Genomic DNA, 24660 nt, shown 5'->3' with positions numbered 1-24660 from the left:
TTCCGCGTCAGGCGAAAACCTCGGCATAGCGCTCGCTCGCCAGTTCGCCGTCGCCCGCGCTCAGATCGACATAGATGGCGGCCGTCAGCACCGACCACAGCGCATAGACCACGGCGTTGATGGCGACCTGAATCACAAGGATGCCCACGGTCACCCCGCCCGGCATGGCGAGATCCGGCTTCGCCATGAACGCGCCGATCGCGATGATCGAAACGACGATGCCGATCCCGCCCAGCAGCAGGAACAGGCTCCCCCGCGCGCCCCTGGTGATCGCGCGGCTATATCCCAGCGCCGCCAGCACGCCTTCCTGCCGCGCGATCAGCGCGGGTCCGGCCACCGCCCACATCAGCGCCACGATGATTCCCGGCACCACCAGCAGCAGCGAAGCACCGAATATGCCTAGCCAGGAAAGGATCGTGAGGCCGATCATCGCCGGCAGCGCCCGCAGCGCACCCGGCACGATCTCGCTCATGCCGCGCCTCACGCCTGCCGCCTCGTCGATGGTGATGCGGAACAGCGCCGCCTGCATCGCCGCATTGGCGATGAGGCCGAGCATCATCATCCCGCCGGCAAGGCCCATCCCCCTGGCGGCCGCGTCCCTGCCCGGTTCTCCGAGCGCGTAGCTGATCGCCGCCGGCACCGCCATCGACACCGCCGCGATGCCGAAGATCGCCGCCGGCCGCGCGCCGACCACGGCGCCCGTGCACCGCATCACCCGCCCGATATCGAGCGCATTATCCTCATAGGCCATGATATTCCCCCAATTCCCCGGCCAGGATCATTCCGCGTCCCCAAGCTTTTGTCCATAGGGCGGAATCGGGGCTTTCCGTCGGCCCGCGATCCGCTCTAAGCATGGCTCCGGGGAATTTGGGGGAAGCTCTTGGCGGCGTCGGGCGGCATTGGCAGCACGGGCATCAGCGATGCGGATTTCGCCGCCGCGCATGAAAAGCTGCGCGCCGATCCCGCGCTGCAGTTCGATCTGCCGACGATGCCGCCGCCCGATCCGCCGCCTGCCTGGCTCGTGCGGCTGCTGAAGGCGATCGCGCCCTATATGGAATATATCGCCTGGGGCCTGCTGATCCTGGCCGCGCTGGCGCTTCTCTATATCGTCGCGCGCCACCTCCTCGCCCACGGCCTGCCCTTCTTCCGCCGCAGGGCCGTGGCGGAGGAAGGGCAGGAGCCCGAATGGCGGCCCGAAGCCGGCCCGGCCCGGCAATTGCTGGCCGAGGCGGACGCGCTGGCCGCCGCCGGCCGCCATGCCGAGGCCGTCCACCTCCTCCTCGTCCGCAGCATCGAGGAGATCGAGCGCCGCCGCCCCCACCTCGTCCGCCCCGCGCTCACCGCGCGGGACATCGCCGCCGCCGATGCGCTGCCGGGCAAGGCGCGCCGGGTCTTCGCCGGCCTGGCCGGGCTGGTCGAGCGCAGCCTGTTCGGCGGCCGGCCGGTCGATGCGGCGGCGTGGCGCGATGCGCGCGCGGCCTATGAGGATTTCGCGCTGCCGGGGGCCTGGCGGTGAGCGCCGCTTCCGCCTCCCCCTTCTCCGTCCGCACGATGTTGTGGGTGGTGGCTGCCGGCATCCTCGCCTTTGCCGGCCTGCTGATCCTCGGCACCTATGCCCCCGATCTCAGGAACGGGCGCAACGGCGGCGCGCATGCGCTGTCGACGTCCGCGATCGGCTTCCACGGCCTTGCCGACCTGATCGACGGCCTGCCCTGGGAAGACTGGTCCTATTTCGTCCGCAGCGACGGCGAATGGGACGGCAAGGAACTGCTGGTCCTGACGCCCGAGCCGGGCACGGATCCGGACGAGATCGGCAAGCGCCTCGCCCCGCGGGCGGACAAGCCCACCCTGATCGTGCTGCCCAAATGGTGGGTGCGGCAGATGCCGCAAAAGCCCGCCTGGGTAGAAAGCGCCGGCACCCTGCCCGTCGAGGAGATTCAGCGGCTCATCCGCCAGGTGCCCAATTTCGCGCTCCACCGCAGCGCCGGCGGGCAGCTCCGCGCGGTGAACGGCCTGCCGGCCGATGCCGCCACCGGCGGGCCCGCCCAGCTCCAGACCATATCGGGCCGCAACCTCCGTCCGCTGATCGTCGATGGCGAAGGGCGGATCGTGCTGGCCGAGGTGGGTGGACGGCCGCTCTATATCCTCGCCGATCCCGATCTCCTCAACAATCAGGGGCTGGCCAGCGCCGATACCGCGCGGGCGGCGATCGCGATGATCGACTGGCTCAATTCCAGCGGCGCCGAGACGGTGGATTTCGATCTTACCCTCAACGGTTTCGGCCGGTCGCCCAGCCTGATGAAGCTGGCGCTGGAGCCGCCCTTCCTGGCGCTTACCCTCTGCCTGCTCGGCGCGGCGCTGCTGGCCGGCATCCAGGCGCTGTTCCGCTTCGGCCCGCCCGCGCGGGAGGAGCGCGAGATCGCCTTCGGCAAGCGCGCGCTGGTCGATAACAGCGCCGCGCTGCTCAAGCTCGCCCACCGCCAGCACCGCGTCGGCGGCCGTTACGCGCTGCTCACCCGCGATGCTGTGGTCGCCGCGACCGGTGCGCCGGCCCAGGCGGACGAGGCCGCGCTCGACGCCTATCTCGATCGGCTGGCCGAGCCGCGCTTTTCCGAACTCGCCGCTGCCGCCCGCGTCGCCGCCGATCCGGCGGAACTCGCGCAGGCGGCGCGCGCACTCTATCGCTGGAGAAGGGACGTGATCCGTGAAGGTTGAAGAGGTGAAGGCGCTCGCCGACGATATACGCGGCGAAATCGGCAAGGCCGTCGTCGGCCAGGCCGAAACGGTGGAGCTGATGCTGGTCGCCCTCTTTTCCGCCGGCCATGTCCTGCTGGAAGGGCCGCCGGGAACGGCCAAGACCTTCCTCGCCCAATGCTTCGCGCGGGCCACCGGCCTCGATTTCGGCCGCATCCAGTTCACGCCCGATCTGATGCCCGGCGATATATTGGGCGCCAATCTGTTCAACTTCCAGACGAGCAGCTTCACCCTGACGCGCGGCCCCATCTTCACCGATCTGCTGCTGGCGGACGAGATCAACCGCACCCCGCCCAAGACGCAGGCCGCCCTGCTGGAGGCGATGCAGGAACGCACCGTCACCATCGACGGGGAAACCCTGCCGCTGGGCGCCCGCTTCATGGTGGTGGCCACCCAGAACCCGATCGAGCAGCAGGGCGTCTATCCCCTGCCGGAAGCCCAGCTCGATCGCTTCCTGTTCAAGCAGACCGTGGATTATCCCGACGCGGCGGAGGAACGGCGGATCATCGCCAGCCACGGCGTCCGCTTCGGTGCGCCGAAGCCCGAGGATTGGGGCGTCGCCCCCCGCGCCGATGCCGCGGCCATCGATGCGGCGGTCGCCACCGTCGCGGAGGTGCGGCTGGTGGACCAGGTGATCGATTATATCGTCGCCCTGATCCGCGCGACCCGCGATGTCGCCGATCTGGAAAGCGGCGCATCGCCGCGCGCGGGCGCGATGCTCGCCGCCGCCGCGCGCGCGCGCGCCGCGCTCGACGGGCGCGATTTCGTGATCCCCGATGACGTGAAGGCGCTGGCGCCCGCCGTGCTGCGCCACCGTGTGATCCTTTCGCCCGCCGCAGAGATAGACGGCCGGCAGGTCGAATCGGTGGTTGCCGAGATCATCGAGCGGATCGAGGCGCCGCGTTGATCTACCCCACCCGCCGCGCGGTGCTGCTGGCGGCGGCGGGCGCGCCCGCCGTGCTGGTCGTGGGCGTGCTCTGGCCGGCTTACTGGTATGCCGGCATCGGGTGGACGCTGTTCGTCTTCGCGCTCACCGCCATCGACGCGGTGTCCGGCGCCTGGCCGCGCGATCCGCGCATCGATGTGGAGGCGCCCGGCACCGCCGGCGTCGGCGCGGGCCTCAAGGCGCTCGTCCGCGTGGCCTTTACGGGCGCCGCGCCCGCATCGGCGGAAATCATCCTCGAACATTCCGATCTTCTGGAAACGCCCGGCGGCCCCGCCTGGACGATCGCGCTCGCCGGCGGCAGCGGCGCGGCTTCCCTCCCCCTCGCCGCCGCCCGGCGCGGCGCGGCGCGGCTGGAGGCGCTGTGGCTCCGCTGGACAGGCCCGCTCGGCCTCTCCTGGAAGCAGCGCCGCGCCCCCCTCAACCTGCGGATACTCATCACCCCAGACGTGCATGCCGTGCGCGATCGCGGCGCGCATCTCTTCCTGCGCAGCACCATGCACGGCCTCGTCGCCCAGCTGGATCGCGGCGACGGCGCGGAGTTCGAATCGCTCGCCGATTTCCAGCCCGGCATGGATCGCCGCGCGATCGACTGGAAGCAGTCCGCCCGCCATTCCAGGCTGCTCGCCAAGGAATATCGGACGGAGCGCAACAACAATATCGTCTTCGCCCTCGATGCCGGCCGCAACATGTGCGAGCCGCTGGACGGCGTGCCGCGCATCGACCGTGCCGTCTCGGCGGCGCTCCTCTCCGCCTATGTCGCGCTCAAGCTCGGCGATCGGGTGAGCCTGTTCGGCTTCGATTCGCGCCCGCGCATCACCAGCGGCGCTGTTGCCGGCGCTCGCGCCTTCGCGCTGATCCAGCGGCTGGCGGCGGAGATCGATTATTCGGGGGAGGAAACCAACTACACCCTCGCCCTCACCACGCTGGGCGGCCGCCTCAACCGCCGCTCGCTGATCGTCGTCTTCACCGAATTTTCCGATCCCACCAGCGCGGAGCTGATGCTGCGCGCCGCCGCCGGCCTGCTCGACCGCCATCTCGTCCTGTTCGTGGTGCTGGAGGATCGGGAACTTGTCGATATCGCCGCTGCCGAGCCGCACGATCCCGACGACGTCACCCGCGCGGTGATGGCGGCGGAGCTGCTGCGCGAACGCCGCATCGTCATCACCCGCCTGCGCCACAGCGGCTTCCACGTGCTGGAATCGCCCCACGACCGCGTCGGCCTGCGGCTGGTGGACTATTATGTCGATCTCAAGCGACGGAACCTGCTGTGAATCCGCTCCGCTCTCCCGCCGCAGCGCCGGCCGATCCCGCCGCCACCGCGCGCCGCTTCCGCGAGGCGCATGAGGCGGACTGGCGCCGCCTCGACGAGTTGCTCACGCTGGCCGAGAAGCGATCGCTCCGCGCGCTGGACGAGGAGGAGCTGATGGCCCTTCCCGTGCTCTACCGCCAGGCGCTGTCCTCGCTCTCGGTCGCGCGGGAAACCTCGCTCGATCGCGCGCTGGTCGAATATCTCGAAAGCCTGAGCGCGAGGGCCTATTTCTTCCTCTATGGCGTGCGCACGCCCGCCGGGCAGCGGCTCCGCGCCTTCGTCCTCCACGATTGGCCGGCCTCGGTCCGCGCGCTTTGGCGGGAAACGCTCGTCACGCTTCTCCTCACCGTCGCCGGGGTGGTGGCCGCCTATCTGCTCGTCATCCACGATACGAGCTGGTTCTACTCGATCATCCCCAGCGAGCTTGCGGGCGGGCGCGATCCCACCAGTTCCACCGCCGCGCTGCGCGCCACCCTCCATGCCGAACCCGGCGGGCCGGCCGCCGATCGCGACGGCCTCAGCATCTTCGCCACCTTCCTCTTCACGCACAATGCCAGCGTCGCGATCTTCGCCTTCGCGCTGGGCTTCGCCTTCGGCCTGCCGTCAGCGCTGCTGATCGTCGCCAATGGCTGCACGCTGGGCGCCTTCTTCGCCCTGTTCGCGCCCCGCGGGCTCGGTGTGGACCTGGGCGGGTGGCTGGCCATCCACGGCACGACGGAGATATTCGCGATCCTCATTGCCGGGGCCGCCGGCCTGCGCATCGGCCGCGCGGTCGCCTTTCCTGGCCCCAGCACCCGCCTTGCCGCCGCGCGGGAAGCCGGCCGGATATCCGCCACCGCCATGGCCGGCGTGGTGGTGATGCTGATGGTCGCGGGCCTGCTGGAAGGCATCGCCCGCCAGCGGATCGACGCCAATGCCGCGCGCTATGCCATCGGCGGCGGGGCGCTGCTGCTCTGGCTTGCATATTTCTACTGGCCGCGCCGGAGGCCCGCCGATGGCTGAACATGCCGACGAACGGCTCCGCCGCCGCTTCATCACCCCCGAAGGCGTCGATCTCGGCCTCGTGCTGGCATCGGCCGGCGAACGCGCCGCCGCCTTCGCGATCGATGCGGCGATCATCACCGCCACCTTCTTGCTCGCCACCATCCTGCTCCTCGTGATCGGCACCTGGTTCGGCGGCAATACCGGCCAGATCGCCATCATCCTCTGGCTGCTGGGCCTGTTCGTGGCCCGCAACGGCTATTTCATCCTGTTCGAGATGGGGCCGCGCGGCGCCACGCCCGGCAAGCGCCGCAGCGGCCTGCGCGTCGTCGCCCGCAATGGCGGCCGGCTGACCGGCGACGCCGTGATCGCGCGCAACCTGATGCGGGAGATCGAGCTGTTCCTGCCGCTGAGCTTCTGGTTCTACCAGGCCCATGAAGGCGTGGCGGACGCCGCCACCGCGCTGTTCGGCCTGGGGTGGAGCGGCATCTTCCTATTCTTCCCGCTGATGAACAGGGATCGCCTGCGCGTGGGCGATCTGCTGGCCGGCACCTGGGTCGTCCGCGCGCCGAAGACGGAGCTGGACCTCGACCTGATCCGCATCGCCGCCCGTCCGCGCCGCGGCCCCGCCTACAGCTTCACCGATGCGCAGCTCGACGCCTACGGCGTCTACGAGCTGCAGACGCTCGAAGATGTGCTCCGCGCCAATGACTGGGCAACGATCCAGACGGTCGCCGAAGCCATCCGCACCCGGATCGGCTGGCAGGCCCCCGGCGGGGACAGCGAATTCCTCAACGCCTATTACACCGCGCTCCGCCTCCGCCTCGAACGCAACCTCCTCTTCGGCCGCCGCCGCGAGAACAAGTTCGATCGGAGGTAGGCATTCCGCCCTGGCACGGGTGGCGTTGCGGAGGTTCCCAGGGGGAACCGCCAGATGCGGTGAGGTCGGCAGGCACGCTTCGCGCGCCTGCCCACCCTCATTCCCCTCCCTCAGGAGGGAGGTTCGCCCGGCCGCGAGGGCCGGGCTACGTCGGTTCAGGCCTTGCGCGTGCCCGTCATCGGGGCGACGCCGAACGCGCCCAGCTTGATGGTGCCGGTCAGCGTGTCGCCGTCGACGGTCGCGGTGGCGTCCATCGTCATCGCCATCGGCACCTTGAGCTCCATCTTCCAGCTCAGCGTGTCACCGTCGACCTTGCCGTCGACCACGTCCAGCGATCCCATCGGCCCGGCATTGCTGCCGGTGAAGGTGTCGCCGTTGCTGACCACCGTGAAGACGGACTTCTGCTCGCCCATCGGCGTCTTGGTCACGCAATCCCACTGTCCGTCGACATTCGCCATGTTCATTCCTCTCCGTTCATTCGGTGGCACAGGGATGGAGGCGCCTGACGCTTGCGTCAAGAACCTCCGTATTGGGCAGCGATCAGGCGCCGGGCTTGGCTTCCTCCACCGGCAGGTTGATGCCCTGCGCCTTCAGCTTTTCGAGCTGCGGGCGGACCTTAGCGGCATCGCCCACCACCACCCAGATCAGGTCGTCGGGGCGGATGGCCTCGCGGGCGGCCTTGTCCATCTCCGCGGCGGTCATCGCGCGATAGCGATCGGCGAGCCTGGTGTAATAATCGTCCGGCCGACCCAGCGTATCGAGCGAAACCAGCCCGGCCAGAAGATCGCTGCTCGTCTCGAACGATCCCGGCAGCGAGCGGATCTGGTTGCTGATCGTGCGGTCATGCTCCTCCTCGTCCACGCCCTTGGCGGTGAGGAAGGTCTTGATGTCGCCGATCGCCGCCGCGATCGAATCGCCGGTCCGGTCGGTCTGCACCGGCGCGATCACGTAGAAGGGCATGGTATCGCGGACCAGCGGAGCGGAGGTGAAGGCGCCATAGGCCCAGCCCTTGTCCTCGCGCAGGTCCATGTTGAGCCGCGAGAGGAAGCTGCCGCCGATCACCTCATTGGCCGTGGTGAAGGCCAGCGGATCGTCCGTGCCGCGGAACGGCAGGAGCTGGCCCGCCATGATGTAGGATTGCGGGCTTTGCGGCCGATCGATCAGCACGATCCGCGCCGGCCGCGCCATGCGGTCCATGCGGAACAGCTTGGCGCCCTTGGGGGTGGCCGGTGCCTGCCACTGGCCAAAGCGCGCCTCCAGCAGCGGCTTGATCTCCGCCAGCGTGGTATCGCCGGTCACGAAGATCTTGCCGTTGTCGGGGCGCAGCCACGCCTGGTGGAAAGCCACCAGATCGTCCCGCGTCACCGCTTTCACTCCCGCTTCGGTGCCGCTGCCGGACATCGGCACGCCATAAGGGTGGATCTTGCCGTAGAGCAGTTCCGGGATCACCCGGCGGGCGATGCCGCGTGGCTGGGTATTCTCCGCCGCGATCGAGGTGACGAGCTGCCCGCGCAGGCGCTCGATCTCGGCCGGTTCGAAGGCGGGGTTGCGCACCACATCGGCCAGCAGGTCGAGCGAGGGCGCGAGATTGGCCTTGAGCGCGAACAGCGAGACGCCGGTGCGATCCATCGACTGGCTGGTGGCGATCGCCGCGCCCAGCCGCTCCTGCTCCTCCGCGATCTGGATCGAGTTGCGCGTCTTGGTGCCCTCGTCCAGCAGGGAAAGCATCAGCGCCTGCGTGCCCAGCTTCTGCTTGGGATCGGCGGCATTGCCCGCGTCGAAGGAAATCGACACCCGCACCGTCGGCACGGTGGTGCGGCGCGCCAGCGTCACCTGCATGCCGTTGGATAGGGTGGTCCGCTCGATCGCCGGGAAGGTGAGGTCGCCGATCGGCTTCACCTCGGGGAACTTGCTGCGGTCGACCGCCGCGATCGAGGCGGCCGGCGCGGCCGCCCCGCCCTCGCGCTTGGGATCGCGATAGTAACGCGGCTCGGCACGGATGCCGCCGGCGATGGCGATATCCGCCTCGCTGCGCTCGCCCGGTTCCACGGTCAGGCGATAGGCCGGCCGGCCCAGCCATTTGCGGGTGGCGGCCGCCACCGTCGCGGGCGTCGCGGCGGCGGCTTCGGCCAGATCCTGCTTATATTTGGCGGGATCGTTGGAATAGACCTCGCCCTCGGCCAGCGTCACCGCCTTGCCGCTGAAGCCGCCCACCGATTCCAGCCCGCCGATCTGCGAGGAGATCGCCCGGGTGGCGGCGCGCGTCACCTCGTCGGCGGTTGGGCCGTTCTTCAGAAAATCGGCGATCAGCGAATCGAGCTTCGCCGCCACCTGCGCGGCATCGGCGCCCGGCTTCACATTGGCCGCAATCTCGACGATCGATATCTTCTCGAACGGCTGGACCGAGGCCGAAACGCTCACCGCCGTCTTGTCCTGCCGCACCAGCGCATTGTCGAGCCGCGAGGAAGCGAGCCCGCCCAGGATCGACATCGCGATCTGGAGCTGCGTCGTCTCCGGATCGTTGAGGCCCGGCACCGCCCAGCTCCGCATGATCCGCGTGGTGGCGACGCGATCCTTCATCACCTGGTCCACGGGCGCGGGCAAGGTCGGCACCGTCACCTCCGCGCGCACCGTGTCCGGCCCGCGCGGAATATCGCCGAACCATTTCTCGACGAGGGGCCTGGCGGTCTTCGCGTCGATGTCGCCGGCCAGCACCAGCACGGCATTGTTGGGGCCGTAATGGGCGCGGAACCAGTTCTTCACGTCCTCCAGGCTCGCCGCGTCGAGGTCCGCCATCGATCCGATGGTGGAATGGCGATAGGGGTGCCCGTCGGGGAACAGGGCGGCGAGCTGGGCATATTCGACCAGGCCGTAGGGCTCATTGTCGCCCTGCCGCTTCTCGTTCTGCACCACGCCGCGCTGGTTATCGAGCTTCGCCTGGTCGATCGCGCCGAGCAGGTGGCCCATCCGGTCCGATTCCAGGAACAGCGCCGTTTCCAGCGCGCCCGTCGGCACCGTCTCGAAATAGTTGGTCCGGTCGAACCAGGTGGTGCCGTTGAGGTCGGTGGCGCCCACCTGCTCCAGCGGCTTGAAGAAATCCATGTTGGCGTTTTCGGACCCGTTGAACATCAGATGCTCGAACAGGTGGGCGAAGCCGGTCTTGCCCTTGGGCTCGTCCTTCGATCCGATGTGATACCAGACGGATACGGCCACGATCGGCGCCTTGCGATCCTCGTGCACGATCACGCGCAGGCCGTTGGCCAGGGTGAATTGCTGATAGGGGATGTCCACCGCCTTTACGAGCGCGCTCACCGGCGCCGGCTTGGCGGCGAAGGCGGGGGCCGTGGTTGCGAGGAGGAGCGCGGCGATCGAGCCGGAGAAGAAACGCGGCATAAGCGGCTTTCCAATATTGGGCGGCCGGGGGCCGGCCGGGATGGCCGCACCCTATCGCTGGATCGTTCCGGGTGCAAAGCAGTTCGCAGAAACGGCACGACGCTTCGTCCAGCCCCCGCTTTCGGCCGCGCACGATGGCGGCACGCTCCGCCGGCCTTGCGCCATCGAAGGCTGGACGCCGCCGGCCGTTACGATATCAACGGGCGCGGACGGGTTCCTTGGGGCCGCATGGGGAGACGGGCTTAATGCTCCACGATCTGATCAAGCTCGCCTACATGCTGTTCGCCAGCCTCGGCGCGCTGGCCTTCCTCCACGTCTGCCTCAAGGGCAAGGAATTGCAGGCGGTGATCCCCCAGGTGGCGATCGTCTGCGCGGCGGTGCTGTCGATCCTCGTCCTGTCGCCCAACCTGATCCTCACCTCCGTCGCCCTCTTCTTCATCGTCCCCGTGCTGTGCCGCCGGCCGGAGCATCTGGGCGGCATGATGCTGATCTCCATGCTGCTCGTGCCCGAAATGCACACCCATCTCACGGTGGCGGGTGTCTGGCTGTTTCCCTGGGGGCCGTCGCACACGATCGGCCTCGGCGCGCTCATGATGCTGTTCGTGCAGGGAAAGCGGGCGAAGCCGGCGCGCCTGTCCGATATCGTGGCGCTGCTGCTGGTCGCCTATTTCGTGGTCGGGCAGGCGCGCGACACCAGCTTCACCAACGTGCTGCGCGTCACCACCCAGCAGCTGCTCGATCTCTATCTGCCTTATTATGTGGTGACGCGGTCGCTGCGCACCGAATCCGATTTCCGCACCTTCATCGTCTACCTGCTTTCGGCCGGCATGGTGCTGTCGGCGCTGGTCGCGCTCGAATCGGTCACCGGCTGGGTGGTCTTCCGCGAGACGCTGAGCCGCTACGGCCTGGATGCCCAGTGGTTCCGGGTGAAGTGGCGGCACGGCTTCCTCCGCGCCGCGGGGCCGTTCCTCGAGGCGACGGCGATGGCGTTCGGCCTGTCCTTCTTCGCGATGGTGGCCTGGCAGTTCCGCAGCTTCTTCCAGAACAATCTGTCGCGGCTGGCGGTTTTCGGGGCGATCTTCGTGGGCGTCACCGCCTGCCAGTCGCGCAACGCCCATCTCGGCCTCGCGGTCGCGATCATCGCGTCGGAAGCGTTCAGGCGCTTCGCCAAGCCCGCCACGGCCAAGGCGCTCCTCGTCTTCGCCGTCATGCTGATCGCGGTGCCGACCACGCTGTTCCTGAACGAATCCCCCCAGACCACGAAAACGGGCAGCGATACCGAGGACACCGCCGCCTATCGCGTCCGCCTGTTCCATCGCGGGCTGGAGGAGATCGCCAAGCATCCGCTCATCGGCACCAACCAGGACGAATTCACCAGCCATATGGAGGATATGCGCCAGGGCGAGCGGATCATCGATTTCGTCAACAGCTACATCTATGTCGCGCTCGTTTCCGGCGTGATCGGCCTGGTCATGTTCATCGGCGCGCTGGCGGCGATTCCCGTGATCGCCGTCCGCTTCGCCACCCGCGTGCGCACGCCGCAGATGCACGAGGCGATGGGCTATTATTTCGCGATGGCCCTGGCGGTGCTGCAGATGCTGCTGTTCACCTTCTTCGGCGGGCGCAACTCCTTCATCACGGAGATGACGATCGCGACGGTGATCTATGCCGGCAAGCTCAACCTGGGGGCCGGCGCGGCGCTTCCCCGCCCCGCGCGCCCGCGTGGATCACTGGCGGCGATGCTGCGCGGGCCCGATCCCAACTGGCGGCGGTCCGCCGGGGATTGATGTCCCGGCGGGCGGGCCTTCAGGCCGCATAGGCGCGGATGAATATCTCCACCGCGTCGGCCACGTCCTCTTCGATCGCCTCGGGCAGCGATGCCGGCCCCACGCCCCACATCAGGCGCTGGTGGCAGTCGGATATGCACAGGCCGACGAGCCGGCGGGCCATGCGCAGCGAGTCGCCCGGCCGCAGCCAGCCGTTCGCGATGCAGCGTTCCAGATAGGCCGAAAGCAACCGCTGCGTCGCGCGCGGGGCGCGTTCGTAGAAGATGCGCCCTACCTCGGGAAAGCGCTGATGCTCGGCCTGCACCAGCCGGTGCAGCGCCAGCGCGTCGGGCGACGTCACCTTCTCCAGGAAATTGCGGCAGAAACGGGTGAGCGTTTCCCGCAGGTCGCCAGCCAGGTCGAGCGCATGCTCAAGATCGCGGCGATAGGCCACCGTCTGGTGATCGAGCACCGCCTCGAACAGCGCCTCCTTCGACGGGAAATAGCTCCACAAGGTTCCCTTGGACCCCCCGAGCGTCGCGGCGATGGCCGACATCGACGTCGCGGCATAGCCCTTTTCCAGGAAGGATCGGGCCGCCACGGCCAGGATCGTCTCCCGCCTGTCCTGCCTGCGCGCGTCGCGCCGGTCTTTGAGTGTCACCGCCGTCATAGTGAAATCGTACTATAGAGTACGGTTTTTGATTGACAAGGGCGATGGAGAGGCGGAAAGGCGCCGTACCAGCCAGTACGGTTCTTTATCCATGTCCTTGATTCGTCTTCTTCCAGCCTGCGCCGTGCCCTTGCTTGGCGGAACGGCGCTGCTGGCTGCCTGCGCGCCGGTTCCCGATCTCGGCGCCGCGCCGCGTCCGCTGGCGGCCGGCTCGATCGCGGCGACGCAGAGCTTCGCCGCCGGTGAGACCGCCTGGCCCCAGGCCGGATGGTGGCAGGCCTATGGCGATGCCCAGCTTTCCGCGCTGATCGGCGAAGGGCTGAAGGGTGCGCCCGACCTCGCCGCCGCCGCCGCCCGCCTGCGCAAGGCCGATGCGCTCGCCCAGCAGGCCGGCGCCGCTCTCCTCCCCTCGCTCGATGCCAGCGCAAGCGGCGGCTGGGCGAAGCAGAGCTACAATAACGGCATCCCGCCCGCCTTCGTGCCGCGCGGCTGGCAGGATAATGGCCGCGCCGCGCTCGATCTCGGCCTCGATCTCGATCTGTGGGGCCGCAATCGCGCCGCGCTCCGGGCCGCGACATCGGATGCCGCCGCCGCGCGGATCGAGCTGGAGGAGGCGCGTCTTGTCCTCTCCACCAACATCGCTGCCGCTTATGCCGATCTCGCCCGGCTGTTCGCCGAACGGGACGTGCAGCAATCCGCGCTCCGGGTGCGCAGCGAAACGCTGGCGCTGGTCGCCAACCGCGTCGCCACCGGGCTCGACACGCAGGCGGAACTCAAGCAGGCGGAGGCCGCCGTGCCCGCCGCCCGCGCCGATGTCGCCGCGACGGACGAAGCGATCGCGCTGACCCGCAACCGTCTGGCGGCGCTGATCGGCGCCGGCCCCGATCGCGGCCTCGCGATCGAGCGGCCCGCCACGCCGGCTCTGGGTGGACGCGGGCTGCCCCCGGGCGTCACCACCGATCTCATCGGCCGCCGGCCCGATGTCGCCGCCGCCCGCGCGCGGGTTGAGGCGGCCGCCGCGCGCATCAAGGTGGCGCGGGCGGATTTCTACCCGGCGGTCAATCTCTCGGCGATGATCGGGCTGCAATCGCTCGGCATCGACAATCTGGTGAAGAGCGGCTCCTCCATCGGCAGCGTCGGCCCCGCGATCAGCCTGCCGATCTTCCACGGCGGCGAGCTTGCCGGCCGCTACAAGGGCGCGCGCGCCGATTACGACCAGGCCGTCGCCAGCTATGACGGCAGCGTGGTGGAGGCCTATCATCAGGTCGCCGATGCCGTCACCAGCCAGCGGTCGCTGGCCGTGCGCCTCGATGAAACGCGCCGCGCGCTGGCCAGCTCGGAACAGGCCTATGCGGTCGCGCGCCAGCGCTATGAAGGGGGTCTTTCCACCTTCCTCGACGTTCTTTCCGCCGAAGACGCCGTGCTCCTGAACCGGCGGATCGTCGCCGATCTGGAAGCGCGCGCCTTCACGCTCGATGTCGCGCTGGTGCGCGCGCTCGGCGGCGGCTTTGCGACAAACGATATTATTGCCAAGGAAAATGACGATGGCTGAGGCCGATCCCCAGGACCTGCAGGCCCCCCGCGCAACCGGCGCCGCCCCCAGCGGCGGGCGGCCGGGCCTGCGCAAGCGCCTGCTCACCGGCCTCGCCGCGGTCGTCATCCTGGCGGGCGTCGGCTACGGCGCCTGGTATCTGCTGATCGGCAGCCGCCATGCCACCACCGACAATGCCTATGTGAACGCCGAGACCGCGCAGATCACCCCGCTGATCGCGGCGCAGGTGATCGAGGTCGCGGTGTCCGATACCCAGGCGGTGAAGCGCGGCGACGTGCTCGTCCGGCTCGACGACAGCGACGCCCGCATCGCCGTCGCCGAGGCCGAGGCCGAGCTTGCCCGCGCCCAGCGCCAGTTCGGCCGGACGTCGGCCAGCAGCGAGGCACTCGCCGCGCAGGTCCGCGCCCGCCAGGCGGAGATCGAGCGCGCGCAGGCCGAGCTGGTCTCCGCCCGCGCCGCCTTCGCCAAGGCGCAGGTCGATTTCGATCGCCGGGCGAAGCTCGCCCCCAGCGGCGCCGTTTCGGGCGATGAGCTGACGAGCGCCACCAACGCGCTCGCCGCCGCCCGCGCCAATCTGGAAACCGCGCAGGCCGGCGTCGCCCAGGCCAATTCCACGCGCATCGCCGCCGCCGGCGATCTCGCCGCCAACGATGCGATCATCGCCGGCACCACCGTCAGCACAAATCCCGATGTTCGCGCCGCGCAGGCGAAGCTGGACAAGGCCCGCCTCGACCTTTCCCGCACGGTGATCCGCGCGCCGATCGACGGCATCGTCACCCGCCGTCAGGTCCAGCTCGGCCAGCGGGTCGCCGCCGGCACGGTGGTGATGATGATCGTCCCCGTCGATCAGGCCTATGTCGACGCCAATTTCAAGGAAGGCCAGCTCAAACATGTCCGCATTGGCCAGACGGCGGAGCTGACGTCCGACCTCTACGGCGACGGCGTCGTCTATCACGGCAAGGTCGTGGGCCTGGCCGGCGGCACCGGATCGTCCTTCGCGCTGATCCCGGCCCAGAACGCCACCGGCAACTGGATCAAGGTGGTGCAGCGCCTGCCGGTGCGTATCCAGCTCGATCCCAAGGAGCTTCGCGAGCATCCGCTGCGCGTCGGGCTTTCGATGGAAGTCGACGTCGATATCTCGAACCGCTGAGGGGGCCGTCCGCCATGGCCTCCGCAGCCCCCGCCGCCGGCCAGAGCGCCGAGCCGCTCCACGGCATCCGCCTCGTCATCGCCTGCATCACGCTGGCGGTCACCAACTTCATGGTGGTGCTCGATACCACCATCGCCAACGTCTCGGTGCCGCACATCGCCGGCGGCCTCGGCATATCGGCGAGCCAGGGCACCTGGGTCATCACCTCCTATGCGGTGGCGGAGGCGGTGTGCGTGCCGCTGACGGGGTGGCTCGCCCAGCGCTTCGGCGCGGTGCGCACCTTCGCCTTCGGCATGGTCGGCTTCGGCCTCTTTTCCTTCCTCTGCGGGGTTTCGACCACGCTCACCATGCTGGTCGCCTGCCGCGTCGGCCAAGGGCTGTGCGGCGGCCCGCTGATGCCGCTGTCGCAGACGCTGCTGCTGCGCATCTTCCCCAAGGAACAGCACGCCCAGGCCATGGGCATCTGGGCGATGACGACGGTGGTCGCCCCGATCCTCGGGCCGATCCTGGGCGGCACGATCAGCGACAACTGGTCCTGGCACTGGATCTTCTTCATCAACATCCCGGTGGCGCTGGGCTGCGCGGCGGGCGCGATGCTGGTGGTCCGCGTCGTCGAAACGCCGATCCGGCGCGTGCCGATCGACATGATCGGGCTCGCCCTCCTCGTCCTGTGGATCGGCGCGCTGCAGATCATGCTCGATCTCGGCCGCGAGCATGACTGGTTCTCCGACAGCTTCATCGTCGCGCTCGCGATCATTGCCGCCGTCGGCTTCGTCGCCTTCCTGATCTGGGAATTGACGGAGGCGAACCCCGTCGTCGATCTCCGCGTGTTCCGGCACCGGGGCTTCTCGGCCGCAGTCGTCACCACCGCCTTCGCCTTCGGTACCTTCTTCTCGACGATCGTGGTGATCCCGCAATGGCTGCAGGTGGGCCTTGGCTACACGGCCACCAAGGCGGGCTATGTGATGGCGTTCATGGGCGTCGCCGCCGTCGTCATGTCGCCGATCGTGGCGAAGCTCATCAGCAAGATCGATCCGCGCGCGCTGGTCTGCTTCGGCGTGGCGTGGCTGGGGATGACGTCGCTGCTGCGCGCCGGCTGGTCCACCGAGGCGGATTTCTGGACGCTCGCCATCCCGCAGATGGTGCAGGGCTTCGGCATGCCCTTCTTCTTCGTGGCGGTGACGACCCTGGCGCTCGGCGCGGTCAGGCCGGAGGAGACGGCATCCGCCGCCGGCTTGCTGAGCTTCCTGCGCACCATGTCCGGCGCGGTGGGCACCTCGATCGTCGCCACCGCCTGGGACGACAAGACGCGCGTCGCCCGCAGCGAAATCGTGTCCAGCCTCAACACCCAGTCGGTGTCGGACGCGCTATCCGCCCAGGGTTTCTCGCTGGATCAGGTCCGCGTGTTGATCGAACGGTCGGTGGAACAGCAGGCGCAGGCGCTGGCGACCACCCAGGTCTTCCTGGTCGCCAGCGCCATGTTCGCCTTCGCCGCCGCGATCATCTGGCTCAGCCCCCGCCCTCGCAAGGATGTGGATACCAGCGCCGCGCATTGACCCTATTTCAGCGCCGCCATGATCATCCGGTCGAACAGCCGGTCCGGCAGCACGCGGCGCAGGAACAGGAACGTCCCGGCATAAAGCCCGCCATGATAGCGGGCCCTGGGCCGCCGGGCCTTCAGCGCGCGGACGATCAGGTCGCTGATCACGCTGGGCGGGGGCTGCTTGCGGATGCGGGCCTGCAGCTCGCCGAAGCGCCTCGTCATCGCGGCATAGGCGCCGTCCGCCGAATAACGCTCAGCCTCCGCCGTGGCGATGCCGCTCCATTCGCTTTCGATGCCGCCCGGCTCGATCACGATCACGTCGATGCCGAAGCCGCGCACCTCGTTGCGCAGCGCATCCGAATAGGCTTCCAGCGCGAACTTGGAGGCGTGATACCAGCCCCCCAGCGGCAGGGCGAAGCGGCCGCCGATCGAGGATATGTTGAATATCTTGCCGAAACGCCGTGCCCGCATGTGCGGCAGGCAAAGCTGGGTCAGCCGCGCCAGCCCGATGACGTTGGTTTCCATCTGGCGGCGCGCCTCGGCGATCGGCACATCCTCCAGCGCGCCATATTGGCCATAGCCGGCATTGTTGATGAGCACGTCGATCCGCCCCTGATCGGCAATGATCCGGTCGACGCCCGCCACCATCGTCGCATCGTCGGTCACATCCATGGCGATGGCGATCCCGCCTGCCGCCGCGATCCCCCCCATGCGGTCGACCCGACGGGCCGCGCCATAGACGGTATAGCCTTCCGCGATCAGCCTGAGCGCGAAATCCAGCCCCATGCCGGAAGACGCGCCCGTCACCAGGGCCACGGGCTTGGTCGCAACGTTCATATTCCCCCCCACTTGATGCCATCGTCATCCGGCGGGGCGGGAGTTAGCCCGTGGGCGGCGGCCGCCGTCAAGCACCGCTGCCGGCCGGATCAGCGGAGATAGACCGCCTCGAACCGCGCCAGCGGCGCCATCCGCGCGCGATTCAGGGTAAGATGATCGCCGTTCAGCGAATAATTGTCGGCCTGCCCGAGCACTCGGTGGAACGCCTGCTCCACGTCCATGCCCGACACGCAGGCCATCATCGTGGAGGCGACCTGCCCGAAGCTGATCCGCGATGCCGCCTCGTCCAGCGTATAGGAGCCGCTGAAGCTGTTGCACCCGCCAAAGCCGTTCACGCGGCCGCCCTCGGCCTTCAGGATCAGATAGGGTTCGCGCTCCAGCCGGGGCACGGGCCGGCCGTTCAGCTCCACCAGTTTCCAGTAGGTCTCGGTCAGGTGCCCGGCCATCTTCTCCAGCCCATAGCGATCGGCAAGGCCGCCGGTGATCCTGGAACCGTCTCTCGCCAGCCGCGTGATCCGGTTCTCCCCCACGAAATAACGCGCCGGCCCGTCGCCTTCCAGCGTCACGACATTGCCGGCGTCGTTCCACTGGAACGCGCCCTCCCGGGTCAGGACCTTGCCGTCTCCCTTGCCCAGATATTTCACCTCCTCGCGGAAGCGCCCGTCCTGGCCCAGCGTCACCACGGTCTCGATCCCCTCGCAATCGGCGCAGGGCAGCACGCCGCGATAGGCGCCGGCCCAGTCCAGCGAATTGCGCGCATCATGCGCATCGGGCGGCGAAGCCCCGGCCGGCCACGCCTGCGGCGCGCAGCCGCCGGCCAGCAGGATGAGCGAAAGGGCAATCGCGGTGCCGATACGAACCTTCATGGTCCTTCTCCCAACATCGCCGGACGGGCACGTCCCGCCTTCGCAGAACGGCATCCCACGCGATATTGTTCCGCCCCTGAAAGGGTCTTGGCCGTCGCCCCGGCCGGCATGTGCCTTTCCGTTGCGTCGCCCCCTCCATCATTCCCGCGCAGGCGGGAATCCATTGTGTCGGGAGCTATCGACTCAATCGAGCCAACCGCATCCGTGGATCAGCTACGCTAACCTATGGCTCCCGCTTTCGCGGGAATGATGAATAAGGCCGGCGGAATATCCTCCCCCCCAAATGCGGCCTAACCCGTCTTACGGTCATAATGGGCGCGATGGCCCCGGATCAGCTCCAGATGCGCCCAGGCCCACTGGCCAAGCTGCTTCACCGGCTCGGCCAGGGATGTCCCAAGCTCGGTCAGCGAATATTCCACCTGCGGCGGCACGCTGTCCTGCACGCGGCGCGATACCATGCCGTCGCGTTCCAGCGCCTTCAGCGTGCGCGCCAGCATCTGCTGCGAAATGCCGTCCACCGCGCGCTTCAGCTCGTTGAAGCGGCGGGGCCGCTCGCGCAGCGTCATCACCACCAGCACCGTCCATTTGTCGCCGATCCGGCCCAGTATCTCGCTGATCATCCGGCAATCGCGATGCTCGATGTCCGGCGGCGGCTCGCTGGCCGGATGCCCGATGGCGGATGCAGTCCTATTCATGTGACCAGGTCCCAAAGATTTGCGTTCTTGGCAGCGCACAGGGGGTTCCATAACTGGATCAGGTCACAAATCCATACCGGAGATTATCGTGAACCTGCTCCACCTCGATTCCAGCATCCAGGGCGAACGCTCCGCCAGCCGCGCGCTCACCGCCGCGATCGTCGATCGCCTGCGCGCCGAAAATCCGGGCCTCGCCGTCGATTATCGCGATCTCGCCGCCGCGCCGCCGGCCCATCTCGACCTCGCCGATCTCGCGGGGGTGGCCGACGGGGATGATCTCAAGGCATTCCTCGATGCCGACATCGTCGTGATCGGCGCGGGCATGTATAATTTCACCATCCCCAGCCAGCTCAAGGCGTGGATCGATCGCATCCTCGTGGCGGGGCAGACCTTCCGCTACGGCGCCAACGGGCCGGAGGGGCTGGCCGGCGGCAAGCGGGTGATCGTCGCCCTGTCGCGCGGCGGCCTCTACGGCCCCGGCTCCCCGGCCGCCGCCGCCGAGCATGCCGAAACCTATCTGCGCAGCGTGTTCGGTTTCATCGGCGTCACCGCGCTGGAAGTCATCGTCGCCGAAGGCCTTGCCATCAGCGAAGCGACGCGCACCGCCGCCATGGCCGCCGCGCTGGATCAGGCGGCCCTGATCGCGGCCTGACGGCAGGAGGCCCGCGATGCGACGCGACAGAAAAATCGTCTGGCACCCGGCCGGCGTGGCAGCCATCGCGGGCAAGCGGGTGATCGTGGTGGGCGGCACGGGCGGCATCGGCCGCGCGATCAGCCGCCTGCTCGCCTCCCACGGCGCCGATGTCACGGTCGTCGGGCGGAGGTTCCGCGATGCCGACCGGCCGGACATCGTCTTCGTCCCCGCCGATCTCGGCCTGATGGGCGAGGCCCGGCGCGTGGCGGAGGAGCTGCCGGCCGAAAATGCCGATATCCTGATCTTCACCACCGGCATCTTCGCCGCGCCGCACCGGCAGATGACGGCGGACGGCATAGAGCGCGACCTGGCGGTCAGCTATCTCAACCGCTTCGTCATGCTGCGTTCGCTGGCACCCCGCCTCGGCCGCGACCGGCGGGATACCGCGTTCCGCCCCCGGATATTCGTCATGGGCTATCCCGGCACGGGTGCGGCCGGCGATCCCGGCGATCTCAATGCCGAACGGCGATACACGGCCCTCGGCGCCCACAAGAACACCATCGCCGGCAACGAGATGCTGGTGATCGATCTGGCCCGCCGCTTTCCCGGCATCGGCAGCTTCGGGCTCAATCCGGGGCTGATCCGCACCGATATCCGCGGCAACCCGCTGGGCGAGAACAGCCTGCGCCATCGCATCGTCGAAACCCTGATCGGCCTGCTGGCGCCGGATGCCGACAGCTATGCGCGCCGGATCGCCCCGCTCCTCCTTTCACCCGATCTCGAACGGTTCAACGGCGCGATGTTCGATCGCAAGGCCCGCGCGATCCTGCCCACGGCCGCGCTGACGCCGGACCATATCGATCGCTTCATGACGGCGTCGGAACGGCTGGCGCAGCCGTGGCTTGAAGGCGCCTCGTCGCCCCGGCTTTGACATGAAATCGCTGCCGGCGCATGGCTATGCCGTGGGAAGTCAGGCGCAGGTTCTGGATCGGTGACGGGCCGGAAATTCACGATATTCGCGATCGTTCTGCTGTTCGCGGGCTCGCTCGCCCTCAACCTCGCGGGCGCGGTCGATCGCTGGAGCTGGCTGATCCCGCCGGCGATGATCGCGGGCTGGTATGCCGCCGATCTGATGTCCGGCCTGGTCCATATGTATATGGATTACCGGCCCTGCCGCCCCGGCATGGGGCTGGACCGGCTCTATTTCTACGAAGGATCGCGCGAGTCCGATCATTATCAGGCGCTGTTCCGGCAGACGATGGCCCAGCTCTCCCCGCTCGAGCGGCTGGTCTATGATTTCAAGAACCACCATCCCCGCCCCAACGCGCTCGGCCGGCGGACGATGTGGCGGCAGATCGGATCGACGGTGATCGCGGGCGCGCTGCCCGCCTCGATCCTGCTCAACATCCTGTGGCTGGCGCTGCCCGTGCCCGGCTGGGCGGTGGCGGGCGCGATCACCTTCATCCTGGGCGGCACCTTCGCCCAATATTTCCACGGCACGCTGCACCGGGATCATAATCCGCCGGTGGTGCGGGCGATGCGGCGGCTGGGCCTGCTGATGACGCCCGCCGCCCACCAGCTCCACCACGACTCCCTCGCCCGCGATTTCGCCACCAATTGCGGCTGGTCGAACCCGGTGGTGAACCTGATCTTCAACGCCGCCACCCGTCGCGGCCTGCTCACCCCCGCGGGGCTGGAACCCACGGCCTGAAGGCGCGCGCCGACGACGCGCGCCCGCCTTCAGTTCAGCTGCAATTGGCCCCGCCCGATCCCACGCGGCGGATGGTGCACTTGGCGCCGCCCGTGACGGTCGCATTGCCCGATCCGATCACGGATATGGCGGCGGTGGATCGCGCCGTCAGGTCGGCGTCGCCCGATCCCGCGATCGAGATGGAGGCGGTGTCCGCCTTCAGCCCCTGGCCCCGGATCGATCCCGATCCGTTGATCGATCCGCTCACCGTCCGCGTGCTGCCGGCCACCGTCAGATTGCCCGATCCGTTGACCGAAAGGTCCACCGTCTCGCCTTCCACGGCGCCCACGCCCAGATTGCCCGATCCCGCGATCGACGCCGCGAATTCCCTGGCCTTGGCGTGATCCACGGACATGTTGCCCGATCCGGCGACGGTCGCGCCGCGCAGCGCCGGCAGGGTCACGATGAAGCGGGCGCTGCCGCGCGTGTTGGAATTCCAGCCTTCCTTGCGGCGGGCGAGGCGCAGCTCGCCGTCGACCACGCTCACCTCCAGCCGGTCGAGCACCGCGCGGTCGCCCTCGGCGCGCACCGACACGGCAGGCCCCACCCGCACCGTCACGTCGTCAGGCCCGCGCAACGCCACCCGATCGAAGCCGGCGGCGGAGAATTGCCGCACGTCGCGCCCGCCGCCGCCATTGTCGGCCGCGGCCGGTCCACCGGCGTTGCACGCCGCGAGCAAGGCCGCGGGCAGGGCGATAAGGGCAAGGCGCATCGGTCGATCCTCCACTGTGTTATGCAAGCAATACACAGCTTGGCGGGCGGCCTCAAGCCCGTTCCGCCCCTTCCCGCTCACCGCACCCGGATGCGCGGATCGGCCGCATCCCGCCGCATCCGCTTCAGGAACTCGCCCAGGGGCGCCGGCTCCGCCACCTCCGGCTCGTCCGACTGCGGCGGATTGGCCCAGAAGTCCTTCCAGGACGGCCAGAGCGCGTGGAACGTCCCCTCATAGGGCTCCCGCCCCGGCCAGCGCATCTTCATGTCGCCGATCGGCGGCTTGTTCAGGTCGGTCGCATACCAGTAGCAGGGCAGCCGTCGCCGGAAATACCAGCGCCCGTCGATCCGTTCATAATTGTCCCAGTAGAGCATCTGCATGATCACCCATTCGGGGCCGGTCTCATGCTCGTTCTTGGAATAGACGACGCCATGTGCATGATCGGCATCGTCGAACTCGATCACATGGTTGCCGACATGATGGGACGTGCCCGTGAACTGCAGGCGAAGCGTATCGTCCAGCCACCGCTTCAGGTGGCTGCGACCCACCTTGTCGCGGCTCACGCGGATGTCCGGCGCAAACAGGTTCACGTGCGCGTCGAGATCGCGCATGTCGAGCGACAGGGAATAACGCGAAACGAGCTGACGGATCGCCTCGGTCGATTCGAGGCGGTCGATCCGGGTCTCGAGGTCTGTCATCATCCTGTATCTCCCGTCGTCTTTACGGCTTCCGGTTGCCGCGATCCCCTCGGCACGTCCAGCCCGGCGATGAAGGGCCGAAGGAACATGATTTGCTGAAGAGCCTCCAATCATCCCCCCGGATATTGTCGCTCATCCTTCTCGCCGGCTGCGTTGCGGGCGCGGCGATCGATGCCCATGCCGATGATTCCCCGCCGCCGACCAACTGGCGCGTCATCGCCACCAGCGCCGATCGCGAACGCCTGCGCGGATGGCGGACGGCCTGGATCAAGGCGCTGGACCAGGTCGCCGCCGCCGGCCAATCGCAGCAGATCGCCCCATTGGGCGCGCTGATGCAGCCCGATGCGGCCCAGCCCGGCGCTACGCCGCCGGCCGGCGATTATGCCTGCCGCGTCTTCAAGCTCGGTTCCCGCCGCCCTGCCGGGCCCGTGGTCACGACCCTGCCGCCCTTCACCTGCCGCGTCGCGCAGGAAGGCGGCATCCTCAGCCTCACCAAGCTGGAAGGCGGGCAGAAGCCGGTGGGGCTGCTCTTTCCCCAGGATGGTAGCCGCATGATCTTCCTCGGCACGATGATGCTGGGGGACGAACGGCGCGCGCTGGAATATGGCCGCGATCCGGAACGCGACATGATCGGCGCCTTCGAACGGATCGGCGACCAGCGCTGGCGCCTCGTCCTGCCCTATCCGCGCTGGGAATCGCTGCTCGACGTGGTGGAGCTGGTTCCGAAGGCGCGCGGCTGATCGGGCCTATCGCCCCGCTTCGCGCCAGCGCGCGGTGAGCTTCTGCGCGGCGTCGAGATCGGGGAGGAAATCCACCTCCTGCCATTCCATGCCGTGGATCGATGTCGTGCTGACGATGCCGAGCGGGGCGAGCTGGTCGATCAGCTTCAGATACCAGCTCGATACGCCTTCCGGCCCGTGCATCAGCGTATCGACCGCATCGACGAACACTGCCGGCCCCTGCCCCCGGAAGGCGAGGAAGCCGATCGACTCCGCATTGCATTCGGTGATGGTCTTGCCGATGCGCAGCAGCCGGTCGCCGTCGCGCAGCACCTTCATGTCGTCATCGTCATAGGCCGGCTTCTCATCCACCGTCACGGTGATCGGCGCGGTCGCATTGTCGATCACCCTGCGGACAATATCGGGGCCGATCAGCGTATCGCCGTTGAGGATCAGGAAATCCTCCTTCATCTCCTCGCGCGCCATCCACACCGATCCGGTATTGTCGGCGACATGGTAGAAGGGGTTGTAGAGCGTGCGCGCGCGCCGGTCCGGCCGGGCGGCGACCAGCGCGTCGACAAGGTCGGAACGGAAACCGGTGACGATCACCGCCTCCTCCACGCCGGCGGAGAACAGCGCGTCGAGCTGCCATTCCAGCAGCGTCTTGCCCGAACAGTCGAGCAGGCATTTCGGCCGGTTCTCGGTGAGGGGCAGCAGGCGGGATCCCTTGCCCGCGCTCAGGATAACGGCCTTGCGGATGGTCATGATGCGCTCGCGCTGATGGTGGGGACAGAATATGGCCCGC

General features: G+C 68.5%; 24 protein-coding genes. 14 read left to right on the top strand and 10 right to left on the bottom strand.

Annotated elements, in window-relative coordinates:
* Nucleotides 1-7: 7 nt before the first annotated feature.
* Nucleotides 8-751 carry a hypothetical protein gene (locus G432_RS14330; RefSeq protein ID WP_015459537.1) on the bottom strand — a complete coding sequence of 248 codons (744 nt, stop codon included), beginning with the start codon at nucleotides 749-751 and terminating at the stop codon, nucleotides 8-10.
* 129 nt (nucleotides 752-880) lie between these two features.
* Between G432_RS14330 and G432_RS14325 the strand changes: the two genes are divergently transcribed.
* From G432_RS14325 to G432_RS14300, 6 genes are read left to right on the top strand one after another with little or no spacing between them, the layout of a single operon-like run.
* Nucleotides 881-1516 (top strand): DUF4129 domain-containing protein, encoded by a 636-nt coding sequence (locus G432_RS14325; RefSeq protein WP_015459536.1) that lies wholly within the window; start codon nucleotides 881-883, stop codon nucleotides 1514-1516.
* The gene (locus tag G432_RS14320; RefSeq protein ID WP_015459535.1) at nucleotides 1513-2715 is read left to right on the top strand and encodes a hypothetical protein; all 1203 of its coding nucleotides are present in this window, start codon (nucleotides 1513-1515) and stop codon (nucleotides 2713-2715) included. The genes G432_RS14325 and G432_RS14320 overlap by 4 nt, the downstream gene beginning before the upstream one ends.
* The gene (locus G432_RS14315; RefSeq protein WP_015459534.1) at nucleotides 2705-3661 is read left to right on the top strand and encodes an AAA family ATPase; all 957 of its coding nucleotides are present in this window, start codon (nucleotides 2705-2707) and stop codon (nucleotides 3659-3661) included. The genes G432_RS14320 and G432_RS14315 overlap by 11 nt, the downstream gene beginning before the upstream one ends.
* Nucleotides 3658-4971, top strand: a complete 1314-nt coding sequence (locus tag G432_RS14310; protein ID WP_015459533.1) for a DUF58 domain-containing protein — start codon at nucleotides 3658-3660, stop codon at nucleotides 4969-4971. The genes G432_RS14315 and G432_RS14310 overlap by 4 nt, the downstream gene beginning before the upstream one ends.
* Nucleotides 4968-6011: a stage II sporulation protein M gene (locus G432_RS14305; RefSeq protein ID WP_015459532.1), complete on the top strand. Its 1044-nt coding sequence runs from the start codon at nucleotides 4968-4970 to the stop codon at nucleotides 6009-6011. The genes G432_RS14310 and G432_RS14305 overlap by 4 nt, the downstream gene beginning before the upstream one ends.
* Nucleotides 6004-6870: an RDD family protein gene (locus G432_RS14300; RefSeq protein WP_015459531.1), complete on the top strand. Its 867-nt coding sequence runs from the start codon at nucleotides 6004-6006 to the stop codon at nucleotides 6868-6870. The genes G432_RS14305 and G432_RS14300 overlap by 8 nt, the downstream gene beginning before the upstream one ends.
* Before the next feature lie 155 nt (nucleotides 6871-7025).
* On the opposite strand, the gene G432_RS14295 is transcribed toward G432_RS14300, so the two are convergent.
* Together G432_RS14295 and G432_RS14290 are read right to left on the bottom strand one after the other, a co-directional pair.
* Nucleotides 7026-7328, bottom strand: coding sequence for a hypothetical protein (locus G432_RS14295; RefSeq protein ID WP_041865436.1), 303 nt, complete (start codon nucleotides 7326-7328; stop codon nucleotides 7026-7028).
* A gap of 82 nt (nucleotides 7329-7410) precedes the next feature.
* On the bottom strand, nucleotides 7411-10263 hold the full coding sequence (locus G432_RS14290; RefSeq protein ID WP_015459529.1) for a M16 family metallopeptidase: 2853 nt from the start codon (nucleotides 10261-10263) through the stop codon (nucleotides 7411-7413).
* 245 nt (nucleotides 10264-10508) lie between these two features.
* On the opposite strand from G432_RS14290, the gene G432_RS14285 reads away from it, so the two are divergent.
* The gene (locus tag G432_RS14285) at nucleotides 10509-12050 is read left to right on the top strand and encodes an O-antigen ligase family protein (protein ID WP_015459528.1); all 1542 of its coding nucleotides are present in this window, start codon (nucleotides 10509-10511) and stop codon (nucleotides 12048-12050) included.
* 19 nt (nucleotides 12051-12069) lie between these two features.
* On the opposite strand, the gene G432_RS14280 is transcribed toward G432_RS14285, so the two are convergent.
* The gene (locus G432_RS14280) at nucleotides 12070-12699 is read right to left on the bottom strand and encodes a TetR/AcrR family transcriptional regulator (RefSeq protein WP_015459527.1); all 630 of its coding nucleotides are present in this window, start codon (nucleotides 12697-12699) and stop codon (nucleotides 12070-12072) included.
* A 91-nt stretch (nucleotides 12700-12790) separates the two neighbouring features.
* Here G432_RS14280 and G432_RS14275 point away from each other — a divergent pair, with 91 nt between their 5' ends.
* The 3 genes from G432_RS14275 to G432_RS14265 are packed head-to-tail and all read left to right on the top strand — an operon-like array spanning nucleotide 12791 to nucleotide 16957.
* Nucleotides 12791-14251, top strand: coding sequence for an efflux transporter outer membrane subunit (locus tag G432_RS14275; protein WP_041864933.1), 1461 nt, complete (start codon nucleotides 12791-12793; stop codon nucleotides 14249-14251).
* Nucleotides 14244-15401: an HlyD family secretion protein gene (locus tag G432_RS14270; RefSeq protein ID WP_015459525.1), complete on the top strand. Its 1158-nt coding sequence runs from the start codon at nucleotides 14244-14246 to the stop codon at nucleotides 15399-15401. Before G432_RS14275 ends, G432_RS14270 begins: the two co-directional genes overlap by 8 nt.
* A gap of 14 nt (nucleotides 15402-15415) precedes the next feature.
* A complete protein-coding gene (locus G432_RS14265) occupies nucleotides 15416-16957 on the top strand; it encodes a DHA2 family efflux MFS transporter permease subunit (protein ID WP_015459524.1) in 1542 nt (513 codons plus the stop codon).
* A gap of 2 nt (nucleotides 16958-16959) precedes the next feature.
* Here the strand turns inward: G432_RS14265 and G432_RS14260 are convergent, their stop codons facing one another.
* From G432_RS14260 to G432_RS14250, 3 genes are all read right to left on the bottom strand, one after another.
* The gene (locus tag G432_RS14260) at nucleotides 16960-17781 is read right to left on the bottom strand and encodes an oxidoreductase (protein ID WP_015459523.1); all 822 of its coding nucleotides are present in this window, start codon (nucleotides 17779-17781) and stop codon (nucleotides 16960-16962) included.
* An 89-nt stretch (nucleotides 17782-17870) separates the two neighbouring features.
* Complete coding sequence (locus tag G432_RS14255) at nucleotides 17871-18647, bottom strand: META domain-containing protein (RefSeq protein ID WP_015459522.1); 777 nt, start codon at nucleotides 18645-18647, stop codon at nucleotides 17871-17873.
* Between the two features lie 290 nt (nucleotides 18648-18937).
* Nucleotides 18938-19342 carry a winged helix-turn-helix transcriptional regulator gene (locus tag G432_RS14250; protein WP_015459521.1) on the bottom strand — a complete coding sequence of 135 codons (405 nt, stop codon included), beginning with the start codon at nucleotides 19340-19342 and terminating at the stop codon, nucleotides 18938-18940.
* A gap of 88 nt (nucleotides 19343-19430) precedes the next feature.
* Between G432_RS14250 and G432_RS14245 the strand changes: the two genes are divergently transcribed.
* Genes G432_RS14245 through G432_RS14235 form a run of 3 tightly spaced genes read left to right on the top strand, consistent with a single transcriptional unit; the run spans nucleotide 19431 to nucleotide 21687 of the window.
* Nucleotides 19431-19994: an FMN-dependent NADH-azoreductase gene (locus G432_RS14245; protein WP_015459520.1), complete on the top strand. Its 564-nt coding sequence runs from the start codon at nucleotides 19431-19433 to the stop codon at nucleotides 19992-19994.
* Nucleotides 19995-20010: 16 nt separating this feature from the next.
* Entirely contained in the window at nucleotides 20011-20907 is an 897-nt protein-coding gene (locus G432_RS14240) for an SDR family NAD(P)-dependent oxidoreductase (RefSeq protein WP_015459519.1), read from the top strand.
* 60 nt (nucleotides 20908-20967) lie between these two features.
* The gene (locus G432_RS14235) at nucleotides 20968-21687 is read left to right on the top strand and encodes a fatty acid desaturase CarF family protein (RefSeq protein WP_015459518.1); all 720 of its coding nucleotides are present in this window, start codon (nucleotides 20968-20970) and stop codon (nucleotides 21685-21687) included.
* Nucleotides 21688-21721: 34 nt separating this feature from the next.
* Here G432_RS14235 and G432_RS14230 read toward each other — a convergent pair whose 3' ends face one another.
* Both G432_RS14230 and G432_RS14225 read right to left on the bottom strand, forming a co-directional pair.
* Nucleotides 21722-22438: a head GIN domain-containing protein gene (locus tag G432_RS14230; protein ID WP_015459517.1), complete on the bottom strand. Its 717-nt coding sequence runs from the start codon at nucleotides 22436-22438 to the stop codon at nucleotides 21722-21724.
* Between the two features lie 77 nt (nucleotides 22439-22515).
* The gene (locus tag G432_RS14225; RefSeq protein ID WP_015459516.1) at nucleotides 22516-23139 is read right to left on the bottom strand and encodes a nuclear transport factor 2 family protein; all 624 of its coding nucleotides are present in this window, start codon (nucleotides 23137-23139) and stop codon (nucleotides 22516-22518) included.
* 89 nt (nucleotides 23140-23228) lie between these two features.
* Here G432_RS14225 and G432_RS14220 point away from each other — a divergent pair, with 89 nt between their 5' ends.
* Nucleotides 23229-23876, top strand: a complete 648-nt coding sequence (locus G432_RS14220) for a DUF4893 domain-containing protein (RefSeq protein WP_236626787.1) — start codon at nucleotides 23229-23231, stop codon at nucleotides 23874-23876.
* 6 nt (nucleotides 23877-23882) lie between these two features.
* Here the strand turns inward: G432_RS14220 and G432_RS14215 are convergent, their stop codons facing one another.
* Nucleotides 23883-24620 carry a phosphocholine cytidylyltransferase family protein gene (locus G432_RS14215; protein WP_015459514.1) on the bottom strand — a complete coding sequence of 246 codons (738 nt, stop codon included), beginning with the start codon at nucleotides 24618-24620 and terminating at the stop codon, nucleotides 23883-23885.
* Nucleotides 24621-24660 lie beyond the last annotated feature (40 nt).

It is taken from the genome of Sphingomonas sp. MM-1, from assembly GCF_000347675.2.
Lineage (GTDB): Bacteria > Pseudomonadota > Alphaproteobacteria > Sphingomonadales > Sphingomonadaceae > Sphingomonas_E > Sphingomonas_E fennica.
Note: the sequence above shows the minus strand (reverse complement) of the source record. Positions and strands in the feature narration are given on the sequence as shown.

Excerpts from the sequence above, each read along its gene's own strand:
- G432_RS14300 (WP_015459531.1), top strand. The coding sequence starts at position 6,004 with ATGGCTGAACATGCCGACGAACGGCTCCGCCGCCGCTTCATCACCCCC.
- G432_RS14215 (WP_015459514.1), bottom strand. The coding sequence starts at position 24,620 with ATGACCATCCGCAAGGCCGTTATCCTGAGCGCGGGCAAGGGATCCCGC.
- G432_RS14290 (WP_015459529.1), bottom strand. The coding sequence starts at position 10,263 with ATGCCGCGTTTCTTCTCCGGCTCGATCGCCGCGCTCCTCCTCGCAACC.
- G432_RS14255 (WP_015459522.1), bottom strand. The coding sequence starts at position 18,647 with ATGAAGGTTCGTATCGGCACCGCGATTGCCCTTTCGCTCATCCTGCTG.
- G432_RS14285 (WP_015459528.1), top strand. The coding sequence starts at position 10,509 with ATGCTCCACGATCTGATCAAGCTCGCCTACATGCTGTTCGCCAGCCTC.
- G432_RS14280 (WP_015459527.1), bottom strand. The coding sequence starts at position 12,699 with ATGACGGCGGTGACACTCAAAGACCGGCGCGACGCGCGCAGGCAGGAC.
- G432_RS14240 (WP_015459519.1), top strand. The coding sequence starts at position 20,011 with ATGCGACGCGACAGAAAAATCGTCTGGCACCCGGCCGGCGTGGCAGCC.
- G432_RS14275 (WP_041864933.1), top strand. The coding sequence starts at position 12,791 with ATGTCCTTGATTCGTCTTCTTCCAGCCTGCGCCGTGCCCTTGCTTGGC.
- G432_RS14330 (WP_015459537.1), bottom strand. The coding sequence starts at position 751 with ATGGCCTATGAGGATAATGCGCTCGATATCGGGCGGGTGATGCGGTGC.
- G432_RS14260 (WP_015459523.1), bottom strand. The coding sequence starts at position 17,781 with ATGAACGTTGCGACCAAGCCCGTGGCCCTGGTGACGGGCGCGTCTTCC.
- G432_RS14270 (WP_015459525.1), top strand. The coding sequence starts at position 14,244 with ATGGCTGAGGCCGATCCCCAGGACCTGCAGGCCCCCCGCGCAACCGGC.
- G432_RS14265 (WP_015459524.1), top strand. The coding sequence starts at position 15,416 with ATGGCCTCCGCAGCCCCCGCCGCCGGCCAGAGCGCCGAGCCGCTCCAC.
- G432_RS14295 (WP_041865436.1), bottom strand. The coding sequence starts at position 7,328 with ATGGCGAATGTCGACGGACAGTGGGATTGCGTGACCAAGACGCCGATG.
- G432_RS14230 (WP_015459517.1), bottom strand. The coding sequence starts at position 22,438 with ATGCGCCTTGCCCTTATCGCCCTGCCCGCGGCCTTGCTCGCGGCGTGC.
- G432_RS14250 (WP_015459521.1), bottom strand. The coding sequence starts at position 19,342 with ATGAATAGGACTGCATCCGCCATCGGGCATCCGGCCAGCGAGCCGCCG.
- G432_RS14225 (WP_015459516.1), bottom strand. The coding sequence starts at position 23,139 with ATGATGACAGACCTCGAGACCCGGATCGACCGCCTCGAATCGACCGAG.